The following is a 21,969-nucleotide window of genomic DNA, read 5'->3' as shown; positions in this document are numbered from 1 at the left end:
AAATACCGGCTGGATGCCAATCATCCGGCCGGTATTTTTGGTTTAATTGTTCAGCATCAAGTGCATCTCTTGATGTTGGATGCCTGCTTCTTCAAACTGGGGCTTATCCGTTGGGGTGTAGCCCAGCGCCTTGTAAAAGCCCAGCGCTTGGATCTGCGCGCCAAGCCGCAGTTCAGGCGCTTGCACCTCTTGGGCAAACTTGCGCATGGCGTCAAGCAACGCCTTGCCCACACCGCGGTGGCGGAAGGCCTTTTCAACGGCAACGCGCTGCACGTGGTAGCCGTAGTCTTCAGGCAACAAGCGGGCACACCCGATCGGCAGGCCGGCTTCATATGCGACAAAGTAGGTGCAGCGATCTTCATCGGCGTCCACTTCCAGCGCCGGGTCGACGTGCTGCTCTCGCACAAAAACGGCCTGACGAATCGCCAAAGCGTCTTGGTAAGTCGCCGAGTTGGTTCGTGTTGTGGTTTTAATTTCCATGCTGATCACCGATTTCTCATTAGATTATCATCAATTATAGCACGGAATTCGGCCTTAGTAGCCATAATCATCAGGTGCCGGGCCGCTATCTTCGATCTTATCTGCGACCACGAGGGGCACGGTGATCTCAGCGCCCAGCGTTGACTCATAAGTCTGGGTGCCGAGGCTCATGCCGTAAAAGGTGATCTTGTCGTCTTCTAAGATACGTGACGACATGATGGTGGGGTCGTAGACGACCAAGACGACATGCGTGTAGTCACCGTCGATACCCACGCGCAAGTCGGTTTGCTCATCGCCTTCGAGGACTTGTAGCACCTTCCCAGTCAGGTGCAGGAATTCGCCATTGTAGTCGTCGGGATTGCGCGCGAGCTGATCGAAGGTGATGTTGGTGTTGTATTTGTTGCGCTCGGCTTCCGCGCTGGCCGCATTGGCCTGCAAAGCGGATTGGCTGGCGGCGATGGATTCAGAAACTGACGCGGAGGAGCTGGCAAGCGATGCACTGCGGATGCTTGCGGCCACACTGGCACTTTTGGCGCTTTGCCGACTTGCAGATTCGGAATCTGCACGCGCGATCGCTGTGCTTTCGCTTGCCGCCTTGGCTTCTGCGTCAGGGTCGGGTTTGACGGTGACAGTCGCGGTTTGGTAGCTTCTGTCATCTTCGACGCGAAAATGCAACACGGCGGGCTCCGATTCAGCGGTGAACCAATACTTCTTCTCACGCTCAGCGTCAAAGCATTCAGAGACCGTCTGATTCTGGTCACTGCTGTCTGTGATGGTCAGCTTGTCACCTTCGTGGCCGGTGAAGGCGACAGCGGCTTGGTTGTCATTGTCGTAATCCGCGGTGTAAGTCTTACCATCGATGTCGAGCTTGCCGGCGTTGGTCAGCGCGGTTGTTGAACTAGACGCACTTGCGGATTCGGGTTCTGGTGCCCCAAGATCCGCGGTTGTGCTCGCCATGCTGAGCCGGATCAGCCCGGCAGCCAGCAGTAGCCCGGCGGCAACGGCAAACGGTGCGACTTTGAACTGGCGCTTGTGCTTGGCGATGAAGATACCGATCAATCCTGCCACACCAATGATCATAATGAATATCCCACTTAACATAAGCTTTCCCCTCCTTATGCCTATTAAATTCGCAGACATGACACCAGCTAAATTTTCTGAGTTAAAAATGGCAAAATGATTGCAAATTTAATGTAAATCCATTAGAGTTAACCGCAAGCACTTATTCAAGGAGGCTTTTTTATGAGCACAGCACAACCCCGCGGGTTCGAACCCGTCACCCAGTATCTCAGTCATCACCACAACGATTATCACGACATGCCGCTGGGCAATTTGATCGGGATCACCAACGTCTGCCATACCGATGCCAACACTGTGATCGATGAATTCGACCGCCAGCGCGCCCAGCTGGACAAATTTGCAGATGTCGATATCACCGAATTCGACGGTTTCCATGTGTTGCGGTATGCCGCAGACAGCGAAGCCGTGGTGGCAGGCGATTTTGGCACGCCGACGCGCGTGGTCAATTTCTTTGCGCTACTCGAGCAAGCCCACGAACATTTTGCCGCGAAATCTAGCCAGGTCGGCGTGTTTGCGGCCAACAACGCGGATTTTTCGATCAAGATCACCCATGCCGATGTGACGGTTGCAGGCGCTACGGATCCCTTGCGCGCGTATGTCGAAGCGGTCGTGCGCGACGGGTTCAGCGACTAACTGCGGCTAGACGCCGGCGACACACTTCTTTATAATGGATAAAGACCATTGCCTCGGCCGGTTGCGTCGGGGCTTTTCGTGAGCCGTCAAAAGGCGGCCAGTTGAACTTCGAAAGGACAATCCATGAAACCTCAAGCTTTAAAAGAAGAAGTCGCCAAGCGGCGCACGTTTGCGATTATTTCTCACCCTGATGCCGGGAAGACTACGATCACCGAACAACTCCTGTTGTTCGGCGGCGTCATCCGCGAAGCCGGGACCGTCAAGGCCAAAAAGTCGGGGCATTTCGCCAAGTCTGACTGGATGGCGATCGAAAAACAGCGTGGGATCTCTGTCACCAGTTCCGTGATGCAGTTCGATTATGCCGGCAAGCGCATCAACATCTTGGACACGCCTGGGCACGAAGATTTCTCCGAAGACACGTACCGGACGCTGATGGCCGTTGATGCCGCCGTGATGGTGATCGACTCCGCCAAAGGGATCGAAGCGCAGACCAAGAAGCTGTTCAAGGTCGTCAAAAAGCGCGGCATTCCAATTTTTACCTTCATGAACAAGCTCGATCGTGATGGCCGCGAACCTTTGGATCTGATCGCAGAACTTGAAGACTTGCTGGGCATCGAAGGCTATGCGATGAACTGGCCGATCGGCATGGGTAAGGGACTCATCGGGTTGTACGATCGCAGCGACAACCAGATCGAACTTTACCGCGAAAACGAAGCCGGCGAGCGCTACTTGCCGCTCGACGCGGACGGCAAGCTCGATCCGAGCGAACCAATCGCCAACGAATCGATCTACCGCGACACGCTCGATGACATCGAGCTGTTGAACGACGCCGGCAACCAATATGACCTCAAGAAGATCATGCAAGGCGACCAGACGCCGGTGTTCTTCGGTTCTGCGTTGACCAACTTCGGCGTGGAAACCTTCTTGAAACACTTCGTTGACATGGCGCCGGCCCCGGGCCCGCATATCATGCAAGACGGCAGTGAGCTGATGCCAACGGCGCCGGACTTCTCCGGTTTCGTCTTCAAGATCCAGGCCAACATGAACCCGCAACACCGTGACCGGATCGCGTTTGTCCGCATCGGCGCCGGCGAGTTCCAGCGGGGGATGGATGTTACTTTGGCGCGTACTGGCAAACCCTTGCGGCTGAACAACGCCACCGAGTTCATGTCTGACGCGCGCGAATCCGTGCAGACCGCCGTTGCTGGTGACATCGTCGGTCTGTACGACACCGGTAACTTCCAGATCGGCGACACCATCTACACCGGCAAGCAGAAACTCGTGTATGAAGCCTTGCCGCAGTTTACCCCAGAACTGTTCATGCGTGTCACCGCCAAAAACGTGATGAAGCAAAAATCGTTCCACAAAGGCATGCAACAGCTGGTGCAAGAAGGGGCCGTACAGCTTTACCGGACCTATTCGACCAACGACTACATTTTAGGTGCGGTCGGGCAGTTGCAGTTTGAAGTCTTCAAGTTCCGGATGCAAAACGAATATAATTCTGAAGTTGTGATGACCCCGATCGGCAGCCGCGTGGCGCGCTGGATCGATCCGGAGCAGCTTGACGAGAACATGTCCAGCTCCCGTAACCTGCTGGTCAAAGACATCCACGACGAACCACTTTTCTTATTCGAGAACCAATACGCAGAGCGCTGGTTTGCAGACAAGTATCCAGACGTCCGCTTAACCGCCAAACTCTAGGAGGCTATCATGGGAATTTTTAACTTCGGTAAAAACAACGACGCAGATTCTGAACAACCCCATCAAGATGGGGTCGATCCGGTTCATCAAGCCACCAACGACGACCTCTTGGCGCTGTGGCGGAAGGTGACGCTAGACCAATCCGACGACAACATGGGCACGTTTTTAGAAGAGCTGGTGGAGCATTCTAGCTTGATCACCTTGGTGCTGAGCGACGAGGAAGTGCCAACCAAAGCCGACGGACATCTGGATTTTGATCAAGAGCTAGAGCTACATTTTCCGCTGCTCACCGGCCAAGACGACCAGACCTTCCAACCGTTTTTCACTGATTGGCAAGCGGCGCTGACACTGCTCGACCAATGGACAGAAAGTGGCAATCAAGACGCAGTTGACCAGGCCCAAGGTATCGTGATCAACTTCGCCGAGATGGTGCAGTTCATCTCCAGCAATCCTGACGTTCGCGGCGCGGTCATCAATCCGTTTGCAGACAACATCACGCTGGATCGCGATTCGCTGCTCGATCTGGACAAGCAAGCCAAGTCCCGCCACGAAACCGAAGAACAACCGGTCCACGTCGGTGATGGCCGGAAGGCACCAGATGGCTTGTTGGAGACGTTGGTCGATAAGTTTGCCGCTGATGGCCAGGTTCAACGCGCCTGGATGCGGACGCTGACGATGGGCGATGCCCAGTCGTTCTTCCTGATCCTCGATATGCCGGAGCGCGACGATCAGGACCAATTCTTCGACGACCTGACGGTGCTGGCCAACGAGTACCTCGATGCAGAAGACATCGGCTTAACCATCGCCCCATACAGCGATGAACTCGCCGGTGCCACCAACGGCGCCGTGCCGTTCTACGCCAAATAAGCAAACAAAGCCGCGACGGTTTAACCGTCGCGGCTTTGTTTGACTTGATCAGATAAACTTACGCTGTCCGGCAGCGTAAGTATTCTTTGAGCTGTGTTGGGGATAGTGGTACAGGTCGGGTTTGATGTGTTCCGGCCCTTGAGATGGCTGGAACGGTGCGAGGCGCTCAGAAGCTAACTCGGCTCCGCCGAGTGGATCTTCTTCGACGCCTTTGTTGTAAGCGGCCAAGCCGCTAACAACAATGCCGCGCCTGAGCCATCTCGGGCCTCCACACACCAAACCCTGACGTTAGCGTCCTGCATCACCGGAAGTGGCAATTTCCAAGAAAGCAGAAATGAGCTGGTGGCAGACAACACCGTCTAACTGAGAATGCATTAATTGCAATCAATGGGGTCGACTCGGTTGTCCATGAGATCAAATTATCCGGATACGCAGAATCTAGGGTGTGGGCGAAAGTGACGGAAGCAGGTCAATCTGACGTGGTGGCATCGTTGTTGGCGACTTGTCGCCATACAACCAGCGCAGGTGGAGATCCACTCGAAGCGTAGCGGAGAGTTAGCTCCACCGAGCACCGCCACTACGACAGATTGAAACCTGCTGGAGTCACTTTCGCCCACGCCCGCCAGCTAACTGGTCTACCCAACACCAGACACTTACGCCGCCGGACAACGTCAACGCAAAAAGCGCCTGATTCGATTGGAATCCGGCGCTTGGTGGGTTAGTGCGTGACGCCACCCCAAACGGTGGTGGCAGGGTGTTCAGCGGCGTCGACGGTGATGAAAAACGCTAAAACATACGCGTCGTCGCTGAGGCGATACCAGCGCGAATCGTTGTCGAGTTCGGCGACCGCAGTAATCGAAACAGGCGTGCCTTCTTTAAGTCGTTGGCTGCGCATCTCGCCAAACGGCGTCGTCCACAACGTGGCGTCAGCGATGGCGGTGCCGCGGAGGCGGCAGGCGGATTCTTGATTGGTAAACAGACTGTGGGGCAGGGTCAGCGGTGTGGGGTCGGGGAGGAATGGATTCTCGGCGCGCCCAGTGGTGTCAGCGGCTGTCAGCCATTGATTGCCGCCGATGTTTAGCCACACAGTATCAGTGTTGGTGTCGCGCATCAAGGCAAACACCCGCCAAAACGTTTTAGCTGGCAACTGTCCTGGCAAAGGGGATCCCGCGAGTGGAGCTTGATAAACCAGTTTGGCCTTGAGCAGTTGAATATACGCGTCTGTTGGCCGTTGTCCGGCTTCAAGTGGAGATAGGTTGTAGGTGAAGCGCAGGCGCTGGCTGGTCGCGGAAAAGGTGCCCGATTGCTCAGCGTCGCCCACGACATGATCTGCGAACTTTGCTAAAGCCTTGGCGGTGAACGCCTCGTTGACGACGCCGGTGAGCACTTCCGGGACCTGCAACAAGTCGCCGGCGCCGTCGCGGTGGTAGATCATTACCGGACCGGCGACGCGCGGGGAATATGCACACAACAGGGATTGATTCGTGTTGGGGAAAACCTGCGTGAAGCCAACAATGGCAGTCAAGACGAACCCTGGCAAAACCTGCCAGGTGACAGGCAAAGGGTCGCCTGGCGTGCCGACCAGTTCGACTGGTGGCCGCAGGTTGGCGTGGGTGCTCGCATTTTGATAATAGACCCGCACCCGCACACGGCTGTCGACTGGGCCGGTGGCCTGTGGCAATGGCGGGGTCGGTTGGGGATCTTTGGGTGATGGCGCCGGTTTTGGTCGGCGCGGCTGGTGGTGATTCGTCGGTGTCGGTTTGGCCGCTGATCGCGGTTGCAACCAAGAACGGATCAAAGAGATCAAACTCATAGGCAACTCCAAAAAGACATCAGGATTCGTTCACGCGTTGGCGAGAATGCAGACTGATCTCGGCGAGCTTGTCGCCGCGGACAACGGTCACATCTGCGAGGTCGACGTGATAAAGCTTGTCTAAGGTGAAGCGCAACTCGGCGTCTTGAATATTGCGGGCTTCGTTGGTGAAGAGAAGTTCATCATGGGTCGCCGCTTGCGTGTAGATCACGGTGGTGTTGCCCAACGAATAGACCTTAACGAATTGTGCATCCGTATGCGCTAACTGCTGCGCGACGAGGTGCGGATAGCTGTTGGTGATATCGATCAGCCTCATTGTACACACGTCCTTTCGCTTATAGACAAGGAATATGATTGGTTCTGCTTTCATTATAGGTTACCCAGCCTCAAACTGCTAGGCATAGCCCCGACAAGCGCCAAAAATGTCCCGCCTCGAATCGAGACAGGACATTTTCGGTAAATCTATGACAGAATCACGCGTTAGCGGCTTTTTCGGTGATCGCGATCTCACCGTTGGCAATGCGCGCTTCCAGCGCGGTTGCGGACGGATGGTCGAGATAGAAGTCAGCGACACGGTCTTCTATCTGCTCTTGGATGACCCGGCGCAGCGGCCGTGCCCCCATGGCAGGATCGTAACCTAATTCGACCAGCTTCTCCTTGACTGGGTCAGTGACGTGAATCGTCAGGCCTTGGTCGTGAATGTTGGCATTCGTGTCATCGATCATCAAGCTGACGATCTTCAACAGATCGTCTTTGCTCAAGGACTTGAACTCAACGATGTCATCGAACCGATTCAAAAATTCCGGCTTGAAGTAGTTACCCAGCTGGTTGAGAACGGAGTGGGTGGTGCCGTTCAGGCTGGCGCCAAAGCCGACGTTGGCTTCTGCATCGGTAGAACCGGCATTGGAAGTCATGATGATGATCGTGTCCTTGAAGGAAACAGTGCGGCCTTGACTGTCGGTCAAACGACCGTCGTCGAGGATCTGCAAGAACATGTTCATGACGTCAGGATGCGCTTTTTCCACTTCGTCCAACAAGATCAGGCTGTAAGGGTTGCGGCGGACCTTTTCGGTGAGCTGGCCAGCTTCTTCATAGCCAACATAGCCCGGAGGTGAACCGATGAGCTTAGACACGGAGAACTTCTCCATGTACTCCGACATATCAAAGCGGATCATCGCTTCTTCAGAACCAAACAGCTCTTTGGCGAGTTGCTTAGCCAGCTCGGTCTTCCCGACGCCGGTAGGGCCAACGAACAAGAAGCTACCGATCGGTCGGCCAGACTTGTTGAAGCCGACCCGGTTGCGCCGGATCGAACGCGCCACTTTATCGACCGCGTTGTCTTGGCCGATGACGTGTGCCTTAAGGTCTGGTGCCAGCGTCTTAAGCTGTTGTTGCTCTTGCTTCTTCAGCTCACCGACCGGAATATTCGTCTTTTGTTCGACGATCTGTTCCATGTCTTTTTCGGTGACCGTTGGCGTGTCTTCGTCTTCCACCTTGGCTTGGTCTTCTTGCATCTTTTCGAGCTTGTTGACCTGGTCGCGGTAGAAGGCGGCTTTTTCATAATCTTCTTGTTTAAGGGCGGCTTGCTTTTGCTTTTCCGCATCGTCGATCTTCGCCTTCAAGGCTTTGGGATCGACCACTTGGATGGTCAGGTTCTTCTTGGAGCCTGATTCATCCAACAAATCGATCGCCTTGTCGGGGAGGTAACGGTCTTGGATGTAGCGGTTGGATAAGTTGACCGCGGCTTGGATCGCGCCTTCAGTGTACTTGACGTGATGGAAGTCTTCATAACGCTTTTGGATGCCGTGCAAGATCTCGATGGTCTCTTCTGGGCTCGGCTCGTCAACGGTGACGGGCTGAAGACGACGAGCCAAGGCGGCGTCTTTTTCGATTTGGCGATATTCATTGTTGGTGGTGGCACCGACGAGTTGCAGTTCGCCACGAGCCAACGCCGGCTTCAACACGTTGCCGGCGTCCATGCCACCTTCAGCGTTGCCGGCGCCAACGATTTCATGGATTTCATCAATGAATAAGATGACGTTGTCGTTTTGCTTGAGTTCGTTCAACAGCTGTTGCATCCGTTGTTCGAACTGACCGCGGATCCCGGTGCCTTGCACCAAGGAAACGACATCAAGTTGAATGACTTGGCGGTCTTGAAGCTTGACCGGCACATCACCATTGGCGATCTTCAAAGCCAGACCTTCAACGACCGCGGTCTTGCCGACCCCGGCTTCACCGATCAAGACCGGATTATTCTTGGTCCGGCGGTTGAGGATTTCGATCACGCGGGCGATTTCGCCGTCGCGACCGATGACTGGGTCGATCTCACCGTTTTTGGCTTTGTTTGTCAGGTTGACCCCGAACTGGCCCAAGACACTGTTTTGGTTGCCTCGGTTACCACCGCCGCCACCGCCGCGCCCGGCTTGGGTAGGCGGGGTTTGCTGCGCATTTTGAGAACTTTGGTCCATGCCTGAGCTCATCGCCTTGAAGATATCATCAAGGCTGTTGAAGCCGAATGGATCGTTTGCATTGGTTGGTTGCATACTGCCTCCTGCTTGTTGCTTTAATTGTTGGTAGCAATTTTGGCACAAGTTGATCTCTTGTTTCGTCCCATTAACACTCGTGTACAAATGAATCGTCGCGGGATTTTGATGACAGTTTTCACACAGCATTTTGTCACTACCTTTCTATCACGCAAGGTAAAACATGCCTTGCGTCGGATTTGACCTTCACTGACCAAAGCTCAGTATACACGGGTATTTTGAAAATGCAAGCACTCTAATGCAGAGAGTGCTAAAAAAGTCAGTTAGACCCTTGCTATATATGGTTTTGTGGTTGCCGTATCGCCTCCTTAATGCTATGGTAAACCTGTAAGACGGAAGGGGGCAACTAATTGACACCAGACTACACACAGCTGATGGATCAGCTGCGCGCAGGCGAGATTGACCAGATCGCCATCGATCCCAGCACGTTCAACGCTTTCCGCACCGCCTGGACCAATTATCCTGCACGTAAAGAGATTGTCGGGACAGCCCAGCGTGAAGGCAAGATTATTTACCATTACCACCCCTTGGCAAGCAATTAAAACTTGTCGAGACAACGGAATAATGGTAAGGTTTACAGGAGATAGAATGTGTCCATTCTATTCGGCAAAAATTTTTTTAAATGACGAAGGAGCAGATTACTCATGGAAAAACGCGAATTTAATGTTATTGCAGAAACAGGGATCCACGCCCGTCCGGCAACCCTCTTGGTACAAGCTGCCAGCAAGTTTAACTCTGACATTAACTTGGAATACAAGGGCAAGAGCGTTAACTTGAAGTCCATCATGGGCGTTATGTCCTTGGGTGTTGGCCAGGGTGCCGATGTTACCATTACCGCAGAAGGCGCCGACGAAGCCGACGCAATTGCAGCCATCGAAGAAACGATGAAGAAGGAAGGCCTCTCTGACTAATGACAAAGCAACTCAAGGGGATCGCCGCTAGTGATGGCATCGCAACCGCGAAAGCCTACATGCTGGTGCAACCTGACTTGTCATTCAATCAGACTTCTATTAAAGATGCAGACGCTGAGGTTCAGCGTCTGCATTCTGCGCTAGAGCAGAGTAACAGCGAATTGAAGCTGATCCGTGACAAGGCGGCGGAATCTCTGGGCGAAGAAGAAGCACAAGTCTTCGACGCGCATATGATGATTCTGGCAGATCCGGAATTTACTGGTGCAATAGAAAGCAAAATCAAAGACGAAGCGATCAATGCCGAAGCAGCGCTGAAGAACGTGTCTGACACGTTTATCGCGATGTTTGAAGGTATGGTCGATAACCCGTACATGCAAGAACGTGCGGCTGATGTTCGCGACGTTTCCCAGCGAGTGCTTGCACACTTGTTAGGCCGCGCGTTGCCTAATCCTGCGCTGATCGACTCAGAAGTCATCGTGGTTGCCCACGACTTGACCCCATCTGACACCGCTCAGTTGAACAAGAAGTACGTCAAGGCGTTTGTCACCGATATCGGCGGCCGCACGGCACACTCCGCAATCATGGCACGCTCGTTGGAAATTCCTGCTGTTGTCGGTGCCCAATCGGTGACCGATGATATCACGGAAGGCCAACTCGTCACCGTTGATGGCTTGACCGGTGAGATCACCATCGACCCAACGCCTGAACAGGTCAAGGCCTCTGAACAAGAAGCCAGCGACTATGCCAAGCAAAAGGCCGAATGGGCGACCCTGAAGACTGCAAAGACCATGACTGCTGATGGCAAGCACTTCACCATCGCTGCCAACATTGGGACCCCGAAGGATCTCACTGGTGTGGTCGACAACGGGGCTGAAGCGATCGGTTTGTACCGTTCCGAGTTCTTATACATGGACTCTGCGGAACTGCCGACCGAAGACGACCAGTTCGAAGCCTACAAGCAAGTCTTGGAAACCATGGGTGATAAGCAGGTCGTTGTCCGCACGATGGATATCGGCGGCGACAAGCATCTGCCTTACTTGCCATTACCAGAAGAACAGAACCCATTCTTGGGTTACCGGGCGATTCGGATCTCTTTGGATCGTGATGACATCTTCCGTACCCAGTTGCGCGCCTTGCTGCGGGCATCCGCATACGGTAAGTTGGGCATCATGTTCCCGATGATCGCTACCGTTCCAGAATTTGAAGCCGCTAAGGCCATTTTTCTGGAAGAAAAAGACAAGCTCGTTGCCGACGGGGTCAAAGTCTCCGACGACATCGAACTCGGCATGATGATGGAAATCCCAGCCGCCGCTGTCTTGGCCGATCAATTCGCCAAGCACGTTGACTTCTTCTCCATCGGGACCAACGATTTAATCCAATACACCATGGCCGCCGATCGTGGTAACGAGCATGTCTCTTACCTCTATCAGCCATACAACCCATCGATCCTGCGCTTGGTTAAGCACGTCATCGATTCTGCGCACGCAGAAGGCAAGTGGGCTGGCATGTGTGGGGAAGCCGCTGGCGACCCGATCATGGTGCCACTCTTACTGGGGATGGGCTTGGATGAATACTCCATGTCCGCAACTAGTGTCTTGAAGGTCCGCAGCCTCATGAAGAAGCTGTCCACCGAAGACATGAAGACCTTGGCCGACAAAGCGATCAACGAATCTGTCACCAACGATGACAACAAGAAGTTGGTTGAAGAATTCACCAAGTAATTCAACATTGAACCGTCTACGTGAATGCGTAGGCGGTTTTTTTATGTCGTCAGAACCGAACGATCCCCGTTGAAGTCGCGACAGGGGCACAAATAAACCGGCCTAGTTTTGCCGAACGTTCGTAAATCCGAACAATAACGATAATTGTACAAACTTTCGTGCGTAAATAGCCTTGTTTTTCCGAATATCCCGTGCTAGACTCAACTTAACTTAAGAAAGCGGGTGACGATTTTGACAGTGGCAATCGTGATGGGATCAAGTTCTGACTGGCCGACGATGAAGCTTGTGGCCAAGCAGCTAGAAGCGTTGGCGATTCCTTATGAAAAGCACGTGATATCGGCACATCGCATGCCTGATGCGTTGGCGGCTTTTGCCAAGAACGCGCGGGCGCACGGTGTGGACGTGATCATCGCAGGGGCAGGCGGCGCAGCCCACTTGCCGGGGATGTTGGCAGCGAACACGACCGTTCCGGTGATCGGGGTTCCGGTTAAAACCCGAACATTAAACGGCGTCGATTCACTCTTGTCGATCGTGCAAATGCCAGGCGGTGTGCCGGTGGGGACCATGGCGATCGGTGAGGCCGGCGCCACGAACGCGGCGTTGTTTGCTGCCAGCATCTTGGCGGTTTCCCAGCCGGAAGTGGCGGATCGGCTGACCGCGTTCCGCACCGCGCAAACGAAGAAAGCGGAAGAAAGCGAGGCCTTGCTCGATGACTAAGCCAATCTTGCCACCAGCAACGATCGGAATCGTCGGCGGCGGTCAACTCGGCCGAATGCTTGCCCAAAGCGCCAAGCAGATGGGCTATACCGTTGGCGTCTTAGACCCGACACCAAACGCACCGGCGGCCCAGGTGGCAGACTTTCAGATCCAAAGCGAATACGCGGATACCCAGGCGCTGATGACATTAGCCAAGCGCAGCGACGTGTTGACCTACGAGTTCGAAAACGTCGATCTCGACGCCTTGAACGCCGCTAAAGCCTACGCGGCACTTCCGCAAGGCACCGAGCTGTTGGCAATCACGCGCCAGCGAATCACGGAAAAAACGTTCCTGCGCGATCACGGCGTCGCCACGGCTAACTTTGCCAGCGTCCCAGACGCTTCGGCACTGTCAGAAGCGATTGCCAGCGTCGGCTATCCGGCGATCTTAAAAACCATCACCGGCGGCTATGACGGCCACGGTCAACAAGACGTGAACAGCGAAGCCGACTTACCGGCGGCAGCTGCGTTAGCCGCCAAAGCCCCATGTATCCTCGAACAGCGCCTGAGTTTTTCTCGAGAGCTCTCGGTGATGGTGACCCAAGACGGCAACGATGTGGTGCGCGTGTTCCCGGTGGTCGAAAATCGTCATCAACACCACATCTTACACACGACGATCGCCCCGGCCCCAGAATTGGCGCCGGCGTTGCAGCAACAGATCGATGAGCTGGCGACGACGATTGCAGAGGCTTTGCACCTGCGCGGGGTGCTCGGCATCGAGTTGTTTGAAACCCTGGATCGCATCTACGTCAACGAGCTGGCACCGCGGCCGCACAATTCCGGACATTATTCGATCGAAGCGTGCAACTTTTCGCAGTTCGACGCCCATATCTTGAGCATCTGCGGGTTGCCGATTCCTGAGATCAAGCTCCAGATGCCGGCGGTGATGCGTAACTTGCTAGGCGATAACCTCACGCGTGCCAAGGCGGCGTGGCGCAACCATCCGCAGTGGCATTTTCATGATTACGGCAAAGCCGAGATCCGCCCTGGACGCAAGATGGGGCACTTGACCGTGACGGGAATGGATGTTGATGACATGTTACAAGAAGTTCAATTGGAGGGCGACAAGTAGTGGAAAAGACAGCGTTGTTGTATACCGGTAAGGCCAAGCAGATGTATGCCACAGACGATCCTGACGTCTTGTGGGTCGAGTATATGGACCAGGCCACGGCCTTGAACGGGAAGAAAAAGGTGCAGATCCAAGGCAAAGGCGTGTTGAACCGCCAGATCTCCACCAAGTTGTTTGAAGAGCTCAACCAAACAGGCCTGCCGACGCATTATATCAAGACCATTGGCGACACGACCATGCTGGTCAAAAAGTGTGCCATGATCCCGCTGGAAGCGGTGGTGCGCAACTTTGCTTCCGGAAGTTTCGAGCGCAAGTTCCAAGTTGAACACTTACGTCCTTTGGTGCCGGCCGTGCACGAATTCTTCTATAAAAGCGATGCGCTAGACGACCCGTTCATCAACGACGAGCAAGCCATCGCCTTGGGTTATGTCGACAAAGCCACGATCAAGGCGATCCACGACTTGTCCGATCAGGTCAACCGCTATCTCAAGCAACGCTTCGATCAGATCGGTATCGACCTGGTCGACTTCAAGCTCGAATTTGGCCGGCTCAGCGATGGGACCCTAGTGCTTGCCGATGAGCTGTCCCCTGACAACATGCGCTTGGTCGATCAAACCACCGGCGACTCGCTGGATAAAGACGTTTTCCGCAAAGACCTTGCGCCGCTGACAGATGTCTACGCTGATGTCCTCGCCCGCCTACAAAAAGGAGTCCAACATGTATAAAGCCAAGATCTTCGTCAACTACAAGCCGAGTGTTCTCGACCCCAAAGCTGAAGTCATCAAAAACACCTTGAGCCGCCTTGGCCAAGACAACGTCAAAGACGTTACCGTTGGCAAGTATTTTGAAGTCTTGTTGGAAGGCGATCACGATAGCGTCTCCAAGCAAGTCGACGACTTGTGCGACCAGATGCTGGCCAATGTCAACATGGAGGCTTACCGCTTCACCTTAGAGGAGGTCAGCGCATGAAAGCTGCCGTATTGAGTTTTCCCGGTTCTAATTGTGATGAAGACCTGTTGTGGGCAGTCGGCCAAATTGCTGGCCAAGACGCGACGCTGGTCAAGGCCACGGCCACCACGCTTGATGGCTACGACCTGGTGTTAGTGCCAGGCGGCTTTTCTTACGGTGACTATCTCAGAAGCGGCGCCATCGCCAAGTTTGCGCCGGTGATGGCGGCGCTTAAGCGCTTCGCGGACAATGGCGGGTATGTGCTGGGCATCTGTAACGGTTTTCAGATCTTGACGGAAGCGGGACTGTTGCCCGGGGCGTTGCAGTGGAATACTAGCCTGGAGTTCATCTGCGAGCCAGAACCGTTGGTCGTGGTCAACAACCAGACCGCTTTTTCCAACCAATATGCCGCAGGGCAAAACATCTCGTTGCCGATTGCGCATGGGGAAGGCAATTACTACGCTGATCCCGAGACGCTTGCGACCATTGAAGCCAACCAGCAGGTGGTGTTCCGCTACGCCGACAATCCCAACGGCAGCTGTAACGACATCGCTGGGCTGACTAACGCCCGCGGTAACGTGTTGGGGATGATGCCTCATCCTGAGCGTGCCGTGGAGGCCTTGCTCGGTGGGGTCGATGGCCTGGGCGTCTTTGAGAGTCTGATCGAAGCCACGAAAGGAGCCGCGCATGTTACAAACTGAACCGACGCCAGAACAGATCCGTGATCAAAAACCGTACCTGCAATTGGGCCTGACCGAAGCCGAGTACGACCTGTTCACCCAGCGTCTCGGGCGCTTGCCTAACTACACCGAAGTCGGCTTGCAATCAGGCATGTGGAGCGAACACTGTTCATACAAGTATTCCAAGCCAATCTTGAAGCAGTTTTGGACGAAAAATGACCGCGTCTTGATGGGTCCCGGCGAAGGCGCTGGCGTCATCGCGATCGGTGAAGGCAAAGCTGTGGTGTTCAAGGCAGAATCCCACAACCATCCTAGCGCCGTGGAACCTTATGAAGGCGCCGCGACCGGCGTCGGCGGCATTATCCGTGACATTTTCTCCATCGGGGCCAAGCCTGTGGCCAGCCTGGATTCGCTGGCGTTTGGCACGACGTTTGACGCGCACAACAAGAACCTGATCGACCAAGTCGTCGCCGGCATCGGCGGTTACGGTAACGCCATCGGGATCCCGACGGTGGGTGGCGAGATCCAGTTTGATGCATCTTATCAACAAAACCCGCTGGTCAACGCGATGTGCGTCGGCATCATGGACGAAAAAGACATCCAGCGCGGCAAGGCGGCCGGGGTCGACAACGCGATCATCTACGTCGGGGCCAAAACCGGCCGCGACGGCATCAACGGCGCCAGCTTTGCTTCGGCGCAGTTCTCTAATGACGAAGACGCGGACCGCTCGGCCGTGCAGGTCGGCGATCCGTTCATGGAAAAACTGCTGACCGACGCTTGTCTGGAAGTCACCCGCGAACACCAAGACATCTTGGTCGGCATCCAAGACATGGGTGCCGCCGGGCTGGTATCCAGTTCCGCCGAAATGGCCAGCAAAGCCGGTTTTGGCATGACCATGGATCTGGACTTGATCCCGCAACGCGAACCCGGCATGACGCCTTTTGAGATCATGCTCAGCGAGTCGCAGGAACGCATGCTGTTGTGCGTGCGTGCAGGACATGAACAAGAGATCCTCGATCTGTTTGCAGAATACGAACTCGACGCGGTGGTTTGTGGCCGGGTAACGGCAGGGCATCAGTACCGGCTGACCCACCACGGCGAAGTTGTCTGCGACATTCCGGTGAGCTTGTTGACCGACGACGTACCCACATACACCACCGAACCAAAGCAACCAGAGCGACTCGCGCATCCAGCGGCGGATTTTGTTCCCGAAATTACCGACGCGACCGCGACCTTGAAAGCCTTGCTGGCGCTGCCTAACATCGCGTCCAAGCGGCACTTGTTCAAACGCTACGACGCCCAGGTGCAAACCAACACCGTGATCGCGCCAGGCGGAGATGCTGGCGTCATCCGGGTGCGCGGCACCCACCGCGCCTTGGCGATGACCGCCGATTCCAACGGCCGCCTGCTGGCGCTCGATCCTCGGATCGGCGGTGCCATCACTGTTGCTGAGGCCGCACGCAACCTCGTCGCTACTGGGGCAGAGCCGCTGGGCATCACCGATTGCCTGAACTACGGCGACCCGAGCAAGCCAGAAGTTTACTACGAATTAGAAGAATCCGCCCAAGGCATCATCGAAGCGACCAAGGTCTTCAACACACCGGTGATTTCCGGTAACGTCTCGTTGTACAACGAAACTTCCGGCGTCGGCATCCACCCGACCCCGATGATCGGCATGGTGGGGTTGATCGAAGACCTCGACGCCATCACCACCATCGATTTCAAACACGCCGGCGACAAGGTGTATCTGGTCGGTACCACTGGTGATGATTACAACGGTAGCAGCCTGCAATATCTGCAAACCGGCGCTTACGCTGGGCGGCTGACCGGATTTGATCTGCAGGCGGAAAAAGCCACCCAAGACCTCGTACTGAAGACGATCCGCGCACATCTTGTCAACGCCTGCCACGATCTTTCTGATGGCGGGCTGGCCGCGGCCTTGGTTGAGATGGGAGCTGCCAACCGCTTAGGCGTCGCCGGCACCAGTACGTTGACGGCCACGCAGTTGTTTTCTGAGACGCAAGGGCGCTTCTTGCTGACCGTTAGCCCAGAACGTCAAGCAGAAGTCGAAGCGCTACTGGGCGATCAAGCCACGTTGTTAGGGGAGGTCACCTCAGGCGCGTTCAACTTGACGCTTGCCGATACGACGATCGCCGCCACCATCGACGAGTTAGCTAAGATCCAGGAGGAGGCTTTGCCATGCCAGCTGAAGTAAAAAGCCTGAACGAAGAATGTGGCGTTTTCGGTGTCTGGGGCGACCCTAACGCCGCCGTGTTGACGCATCTGGGGCTACACACTTTGCAACACCGGGGCCAAGAAGGCGCCGGCATCGTCGGGCTGACCGACCACGGGTTGCACCGGCATTACGGCTTCGGGCTGGTGTCTGAAGTGTTCCGCGATCCGGAATCGATCCGCGAGCTTGCCGGCACCGCCGCGCTAGGCCATGTCCGCTACGCGACAGCCGGCGGGCGGATTTTGGAAAACATCCAGCCGCTGTTGTTCCGCTTCACGCATGAATCCTTGGCGCTGGCGCACAACGGCAACTTGACCAATGCGCTGTCGCTACGCGATCAACTCGAACAAAGCGGGGCGATCTTCCAATCGACCTCAGACACAGAAGTCTTGATGCACCTGATCCGCCGCAGTCCGGCCAAGACGTTCAAAGACCAGCTGATCTCTGCATTGAACAAGGTCCATGGCGGGTTCGCCTTTGAACTGCTCAGCGAACACGCCTTGTATGCGGCAGTCGATCCCAACGGTTTCCGGCCGCTGGTCGTCGGGCAGCTGCAAAGCGGCGGCTATGTCGTGTGCTCGGAAACCGCCGCACTGACCGCCGTCGGGGCCGAATTCGTCCGCGACGTCCAGCCAGGCGAGTTGATCACGATTTCTGATCGCGGCCTCGAAGTTGAGTCCTACACGACCGACACCCAACTGGCCGTGTGCTCGATGGAATATATTTACTTCGCCCGCCCGGATTCTGAGATCCACGGGGTTTCCGTGCACGAAGCCCGGGTGCGGATGGGTGAGAATCTGGCCAAAGAACAGCCTGCAGACGCAGACATCGTCGTCGGCGTCCCGAACTCGTCGCTTTCTGCGGCGCTGGGGTATGCCCGCGCGTCGGGGATCCCTTACGAAATGGGTCTGATCAAGTCCCAATACATCGCGCGCACGTTCATTCAGCCCACTCAGGCGTTGCGTGAACGCAGTGTGCGGATGAAACTCAGTCCCGTCAAGGCCGTGGTGGCCGGCAAACGGATCGTGCTCGTCGATGATTCGCTGGTGCGCGGGACGACAGCCATTCAGCTGGTCCAACTCCTCAAAGACGCCGGTGCCAAAGAAGTGCACCTGCGCATTGCCAGCCCGCCGCTGCGCTTTCCGTGTTTTTATGGCATCGATATCCAAACCACCAAAGAACTGATGGCGGCCAACCACAGCATCTGCGAGATGCGGGATCTGCTTGGCGCTGATTCGCTGGGCTTTTTGTCCACGCAGGCGCTGGAAGACAGCGTCGGTTTGGATACCGACGCCCCTAACGGCGGATTGTGTGTGGCGTATTTCACCGGCGAGTATCCAACCAAGCTCGATGATTACGAAGAAACGTTGCATCAAGAACTCGCCAAACTCGAGATCAACATCGCGGAGGTATCAGCATGACTTTTGATTATAAAACCGCGGGCGTTGACGTCGACGCCGGCAACGACGTCGTCCACCGGATCGCCCCAGTCGCCAAAGCGACACAAAATGCCAACGTCTTAGGCGACCTCGGCGGCTTTGCGGCGGCGTACCGGCTGCCATCGGTCGCCAAGCCGGTGCTGATGTCTGCGACCGACGGCGTGGGCACGAAGCTCCTGTTGGCGCTGCAATGCGATCAACACGACACGATCGGGATCGACTTGGTCGCGATGGTGGCCAACGATCTGATCGCAGACGGCGCCAAGCCCTTGTTTTTCCTCGATTACCTGGCCACTGACGCCTTGGAGCCGGCGCGGGTGGAAACCGTCGTGCGCGGCATTGCGTATGGCTGTTCCTTGGCCGGAATGGCGCTGATCGGTGGGGAAACCGCCGAGATGCCGGGGATGTACCCGCAACACCACTATGACCTGGCAGGCTTTGCGGTCGGCATCGCGTCTGAAGACAAACTGTTGCCGCAACATGTGGCCGCAGGCGATGTCTTGATCGGGTTGCCGAGTTCCGGCGTGCATTCCAACGGCTTCTCGCTGGTCCGCCAGCTGCTGGCTGAAACCAGTTTGGGCAATCAGCCGCTGTCTGACGGCACCGAGATCACGACGGCGTTGTTGGCGCCGACGCGCATCTATGCCAAGACCGTCTTGCCGATGATCGACGCCGGCCTGATCCATGGCGCCGCGCACATCACCGGCGGCGGTTTTGAAGACAACGTGCCGCGGATGTTGCCGGCCAACTTGGCGGCGGCGTTTGATACCCAATCCTGGTCTTGGCCAGAGCTGTTCCAACGGCTGCAAAAAGCGGGCGACTTGAGCCTGGCGACGATGCGGCGGACGTTCAATCTGGGCATCGGGATGGTGTTGGCGGTGGCGCCTGACGCGGCCGCTGCCGTGTTGGCACAAGCCCCCCACAGTAAGGTGATCGGGCAAGTGGTCGACCGCGAGCAAGACGCCGTGGTGTGGAGGTAATATGAAAAATATCATCGTTTTTGCCTCAGGTAACGGCAGTAATTTCGAGACGTTAGCAAAATATTTTGCTGACGCCAGCCGCGGGGTCACCATCAGCCTGTTGGTGTGCGATCACGCCCATGCGTATGTCTTACAGCGCGCGGCGAAATTCAACATTCCGACGCTGACCATCGCCTATCCCGATTACAAAACCAAGGCCGACGCTGAAAAGGCGCTCTTGGCACAGTTGCCAGCTTGTGATTTAATCGTCTTAGCAGGCTTCATGCGCATCATCGGCCCGACGCTGCTACAGGCGTATCCTGATCGTATCGTGAATTTGCATCCGGCGCTTTTGCCAAGCTTTCCCGGTCGTACCGGCATCAAAGACGCCTATGATTATGGCGTCAAGGTGACCGGCGTGACCGTGCATTATGTCGATGCCGGGATCGATTCCGGCAAGATCATCGCGCAGGTGCCAGTACGCATTGAACCCAACATGGCGCTTGCTGATTTAGAAACCGCGATCCATGCGGCAGAACATGACCTGTTACCCCAAACGGTAGCTGACTTATTGACAAAGGAGCGAATAGCTTGAATAAACGGGCATTGTTGAGTGTTTCAGATAAGACTGGTTTGGTGGATTTTGCCAAAGGGCTAGTTGATCGTGGGTTTGAACTGGTGTCGACCGGCGGCACCCACAAGGTGTTGGCAGAAGCTGGCCTGCCAGTGACAGGGGTCGATGAAGTCACCGGCTTCCCCGAGATGTTAGACGGCCGGGTGAAGACCTTGCATCCGCGCATCCACGCCGGGATCTTGGCGCGTCGCGATCTGCCAGCGCACATGGCGGCGCTAGAAGAACACGACATCACGCCGATTGAAGTGGTGTGCGTGAACCTGTATCCTTTTGCAGAAACCATCGCCAAAGACGGCGTTACCCACGCCGAAGCGATCGAACAGATCGATATCGGCGGGCCTTCTGCTTTGCGCGCAGCGGCCAAAAACAGCGATAGCGTCTGGGCGGTGGTCGATCCTGCCGACTACGACGCGGTGCTGGCCGGCTTAGACGCCGACGACGCGGCCTTGCGGGCCCGCTTGGCAGCAAAGATCTTCGCCACCACCGCGGCTTACGACGCCCAGATCGCCGCTTATCTGGATCCAGAACCGTTCCCGGAAACCTATACGCCGACTTACACCAAGCGGCAGGCCTTGCGTTACGGCGAAAATTCGCATCAGCAAGCGGCCTTTTACGCCGCGCCTGATGCCCCGGCATCAAGCCTCACCAACGCCAAGCAGTTGCACGGCAAGGAATTATCTTATAACAACTTCAAAGACGCCGATGCGGCCTTAACGATGATCAACGAGTTCAAGGAACCGACCGTCGTTGCTGTGAAGCACATGAATCCATGTGGGATCGGCCAGGCCGATACGATCGAAGGCGCCTGGGACAAGGCCTATGCCGCAGATTCGATGTCGATTTTTGGCGGTATCATCGCCTTGAACCGCAACGTCGATTTGGCGACGGCCACTAAGATGCACGCCTTGTTCTTGGAAATCATCATGGCCCCGAGCTACGACCCGGATGCCTATGAGATCTTGGCCAAGAAGAAGAATCTGCGGATCTTGACGGTGCCGCTAGCCAAAGCCACCGAGGTGCCCCACATCGAATCGATCTCGCTGGTCGGCGGCTTGTTGCGCCAAACTAGTGACGACGCGGTCGAAACCGAAGCGGATCTGACTGTGGTCACGGAAACCAAGCCGACCCCAGCCCAGATCAAGAGCCTGCTGTTCGCCCAACAAGTGGTCAAACACGTGAAGTCGAACGCGATCGTGATCGCCAAAGACGGGCAGACGCTGGGCATCGGTGCCGGGCAAATGAACCGGATCGGCTCTGTCGAGATCGCTTTGAAAGAAGCGCAACAAAATCCTGAATTTGCCGGAGCCGTGATGGCGTCTGACGCCTTCTTCCCGATGGACGACTGCGTGGACTACGCCGCTAAGCACGGCATCCACGCGATCATCCAGCCAGGCGGTTCGATCCGCGACAAAGACTCTATTGCCATGGCGAACAAGTATGGCATCGCGATGGTGACGACCGGTGTGCGGCACTTCCGGCACTAATAGCAGCTACAATCAGTT

21 protein-coding genes are annotated in these 21,969 nt (G+C 55.8%); 16 read left to right on the top strand and 5 right to left on the bottom strand.

The annotated features are described in order from the left end of the window. Nucleotides 1–42: 42 nt before the first annotated feature. Both ACYVRB_RS01130 and ACYVRB_RS01125 read right to left on the bottom strand, forming a co-directional pair. The gene (locus tag ACYVRB_RS01130) at nt 43–480 is read right to left on the bottom strand and encodes a GNAT family N-acetyltransferase (RefSeq protein WP_461213016.1); all 438 of its coding nucleotides are present in this window, start codon (nt 478–480) and stop codon (nt 43–45) included. A gap of 54 nt (nt 481–534) precedes the next feature. After that, nucleotides 535–1,581, bottom strand: a complete 1,047-nt coding sequence (locus tag ACYVRB_RS01125) for a hypothetical protein (RefSeq protein WP_461213014.1) — start codon at nt 1,579–1,581, stop codon at nt 535–537. Between the two features lie 141 nt (nt 1,582–1,722). On the opposite strand from ACYVRB_RS01125, the gene ACYVRB_RS01120 reads away from it, so the two are divergent. The 3 genes from ACYVRB_RS01120 to ACYVRB_RS01110 all read left to right on the top strand — a co-directional run bounded on the left by ACYVRB_RS01120 (nt 1,723) and on the right by ACYVRB_RS01110 (nt 4,761). Next, on the top strand, nt 1,723–2,193 hold the full coding sequence (locus tag ACYVRB_RS01120) for a hypothetical protein (RefSeq protein ID WP_461213013.1): 471 nt from the start codon (nt 1,723–1,725) through the stop codon (nt 2,191–2,193). A gap of 123 nt (nt 2,194–2,316) precedes the next feature. Continuing rightward, nucleotides 2,317–3,894, top strand: a complete 1,578-nt coding sequence (locus tag ACYVRB_RS01115) for a peptide chain release factor 3 (RefSeq protein WP_461213011.1) — start codon at nt 2,317–2,319, stop codon at nt 3,892–3,894. 9 nt (nt 3,895–3,903) lie between these two features. Then, a complete protein-coding gene (locus tag ACYVRB_RS01110) occupies nt 3,904–4,761 on the top strand; it encodes an SseB family protein (RefSeq protein WP_461213010.1) in 858 nt (285 codons plus the stop codon). Between the two features lie 718 nt (nt 4,762–5,479). Here the strand turns inward: ACYVRB_RS01110 and ACYVRB_RS01105 are convergent. The 3 genes from ACYVRB_RS01105 to ACYVRB_RS01095 all read right to left on the bottom strand — a co-directional run bounded on the left by ACYVRB_RS01105 (nt 5,480) and on the right by ACYVRB_RS01095 (nt 9,246). After that, the gene (locus tag ACYVRB_RS01105; RefSeq protein WP_461213008.1) at nt 5,480–6,574 is read right to left on the bottom strand and encodes a MucBP domain-containing protein; all 1,095 of its coding nucleotides are present in this window, start codon (nt 6,572–6,574) and stop codon (nt 5,480–5,482) included. A gap of 19 nt (nt 6,575–6,593) precedes the next feature. Further along, nucleotides 6,594–6,890 carry a DUF1827 family protein gene (locus ACYVRB_RS01100; RefSeq protein WP_461213007.1) on the bottom strand — a complete coding sequence of 99 codons (297 nt, stop codon included), beginning with the start codon at nt 6,888–6,890 and terminating at the stop codon, nt 6,594–6,596. Nucleotides 6,891–7,047: 157 nt separating this feature from the next. After that, nucleotides 7,048–9,246, bottom strand: a complete 2,199-nt coding sequence (locus ACYVRB_RS01095) for an ATP-dependent Clp protease ATP-binding subunit (protein WP_461213005.1) — start codon at nt 9,244–9,246, stop codon at nt 7,048–7,050. 221 nt (nt 9,247–9,467) lie between these two features. Here ACYVRB_RS01095 and ACYVRB_RS01090 point away from each other — a divergent pair, with 221 nt between their 5' ends. From ACYVRB_RS01090 to purH, 13 genes are all read left to right on the top strand, one after another. Next, a complete protein-coding gene (locus ACYVRB_RS01090; RefSeq protein ID WP_461213003.1) occupies nt 9,468–9,659 on the top strand; it encodes a hypothetical protein in 192 nt (63 codons plus the stop codon). A gap of 102 nt (nt 9,660–9,761) precedes the next feature. Next, a complete protein-coding gene (locus ACYVRB_RS01085) occupies nt 9,762–10,028 on the top strand; it encodes a phosphocarrier protein HPr (RefSeq protein ID WP_461213002.1) in 267 nt (88 codons plus the stop codon). Continuing rightward, the gene (gene ptsP, locus ACYVRB_RS01080) at nt 10,028–11,749 is read left to right on the top strand and encodes a phosphoenolpyruvate--protein phosphotransferase (protein ID WP_461213001.1); all 1,722 of its coding nucleotides are present in this window, start codon (nt 10,028–10,030) and stop codon (nt 11,747–11,749) included. Before ACYVRB_RS01085 ends, ptsP begins: the two co-directional genes overlap by 1 nt. 228 nt (nt 11,750–11,977) lie before the next feature. Further along, entirely contained in the window at nt 11,978–12,466 is a 489-nt protein-coding gene (gene purE / locus ACYVRB_RS01075; RefSeq protein ID WP_461213033.1) for a 5-(carboxyamino)imidazole ribonucleotide mutase, read from the top strand. Then, complete coding sequence (gene purK / locus ACYVRB_RS01070; RefSeq protein ID WP_461213000.1) at nt 12,459–13,577, top strand: 5-(carboxyamino)imidazole ribonucleotide synthase; 1,119 nt, start codon at nt 12,459–12,461, stop codon at nt 13,575–13,577. The genes purE and purK overlap by 8 nt, the downstream gene beginning before the upstream one ends. After that, a complete protein-coding gene (gene purC, locus ACYVRB_RS01065; RefSeq protein ID WP_461212999.1) occupies nt 13,577–14,299 on the top strand; it encodes a phosphoribosylaminoimidazolesuccinocarboxamide synthase in 723 nt (240 codons plus the stop codon). The genes purK and purC overlap by 1 nt, the downstream gene beginning before the upstream one ends. Beyond that, nucleotides 14,292–14,543 (top strand): phosphoribosylformylglycinamidine synthase subunit PurS, encoded by a 252-nt coding sequence (gene purS, locus ACYVRB_RS01060; RefSeq protein WP_461212998.1) that lies wholly within the window; start codon nt 14,292–14,294, stop codon nt 14,541–14,543. Before purC ends, purS begins: the two co-directional genes overlap by 8 nt. Beyond that, nucleotides 14,540–15,223: a phosphoribosylformylglycinamidine synthase subunit PurQ gene (purQ, locus tag ACYVRB_RS01055; RefSeq protein ID WP_461212997.1), complete on the top strand. Its 684-nt coding sequence runs from the start codon at nt 14,540–14,542 to the stop codon at nt 15,221–15,223. Before purS ends, purQ begins: the two co-directional genes overlap by 4 nt. Continuing rightward, complete coding sequence (purL, locus tag ACYVRB_RS01050) at nt 15,210–17,417, top strand: phosphoribosylformylglycinamidine synthase subunit PurL (protein ID WP_461212995.1); 2,208 nt, start codon at nt 15,210–15,212, stop codon at nt 17,415–17,417. The genes purQ and purL overlap by 14 nt, the downstream gene beginning before the upstream one ends. Next, on the top strand, nt 17,402–18,856 hold the full coding sequence (purF, locus tag ACYVRB_RS01045) for an amidophosphoribosyltransferase (RefSeq protein WP_461212994.1): 1,455 nt from the start codon (nt 17,402–17,404) through the stop codon (nt 18,854–18,856). The genes purL and purF overlap by 16 nt, the downstream gene beginning before the upstream one ends. Beyond that, nucleotides 18,853–19,854, top strand: coding sequence for a phosphoribosylformylglycinamidine cyclo-ligase (purM, locus tag ACYVRB_RS01040; protein ID WP_461212993.1), 1,002 nt, complete (start codon nt 18,853–18,855; stop codon nt 19,852–19,854). The genes purF and purM overlap by 4 nt, the downstream gene beginning before the upstream one ends. Nucleotide 19,855: 1 nt before the next feature. After that, nucleotides 19,856–20,428 carry a phosphoribosylglycinamide formyltransferase gene (gene purN, locus ACYVRB_RS01035; protein WP_461212992.1) on the top strand — a complete coding sequence of 191 codons (573 nt, stop codon included), beginning with the start codon at nt 19,856–19,858 and terminating at the stop codon, nt 20,426–20,428. Further along, a complete protein-coding gene (purH, locus tag ACYVRB_RS01030; RefSeq protein ID WP_461212990.1) occupies nt 20,425–21,951 on the top strand; it encodes a bifunctional phosphoribosylaminoimidazolecarboxamide formyltransferase/IMP cyclohydrolase in 1,527 nt (508 codons plus the stop codon). The genes purN and purH overlap by 4 nt, the downstream gene beginning before the upstream one ends. Nucleotides 21,952–21,969: the final 18 nt, after the last annotated feature.

The organism is Lacticaseibacillus boliensis (assembly GCF_054784775.1).
The sequence above is the reverse complement of the archived record's forward strand: the minus strand, read 5'-3'. Positions and strand labels throughout refer to the sequence as shown.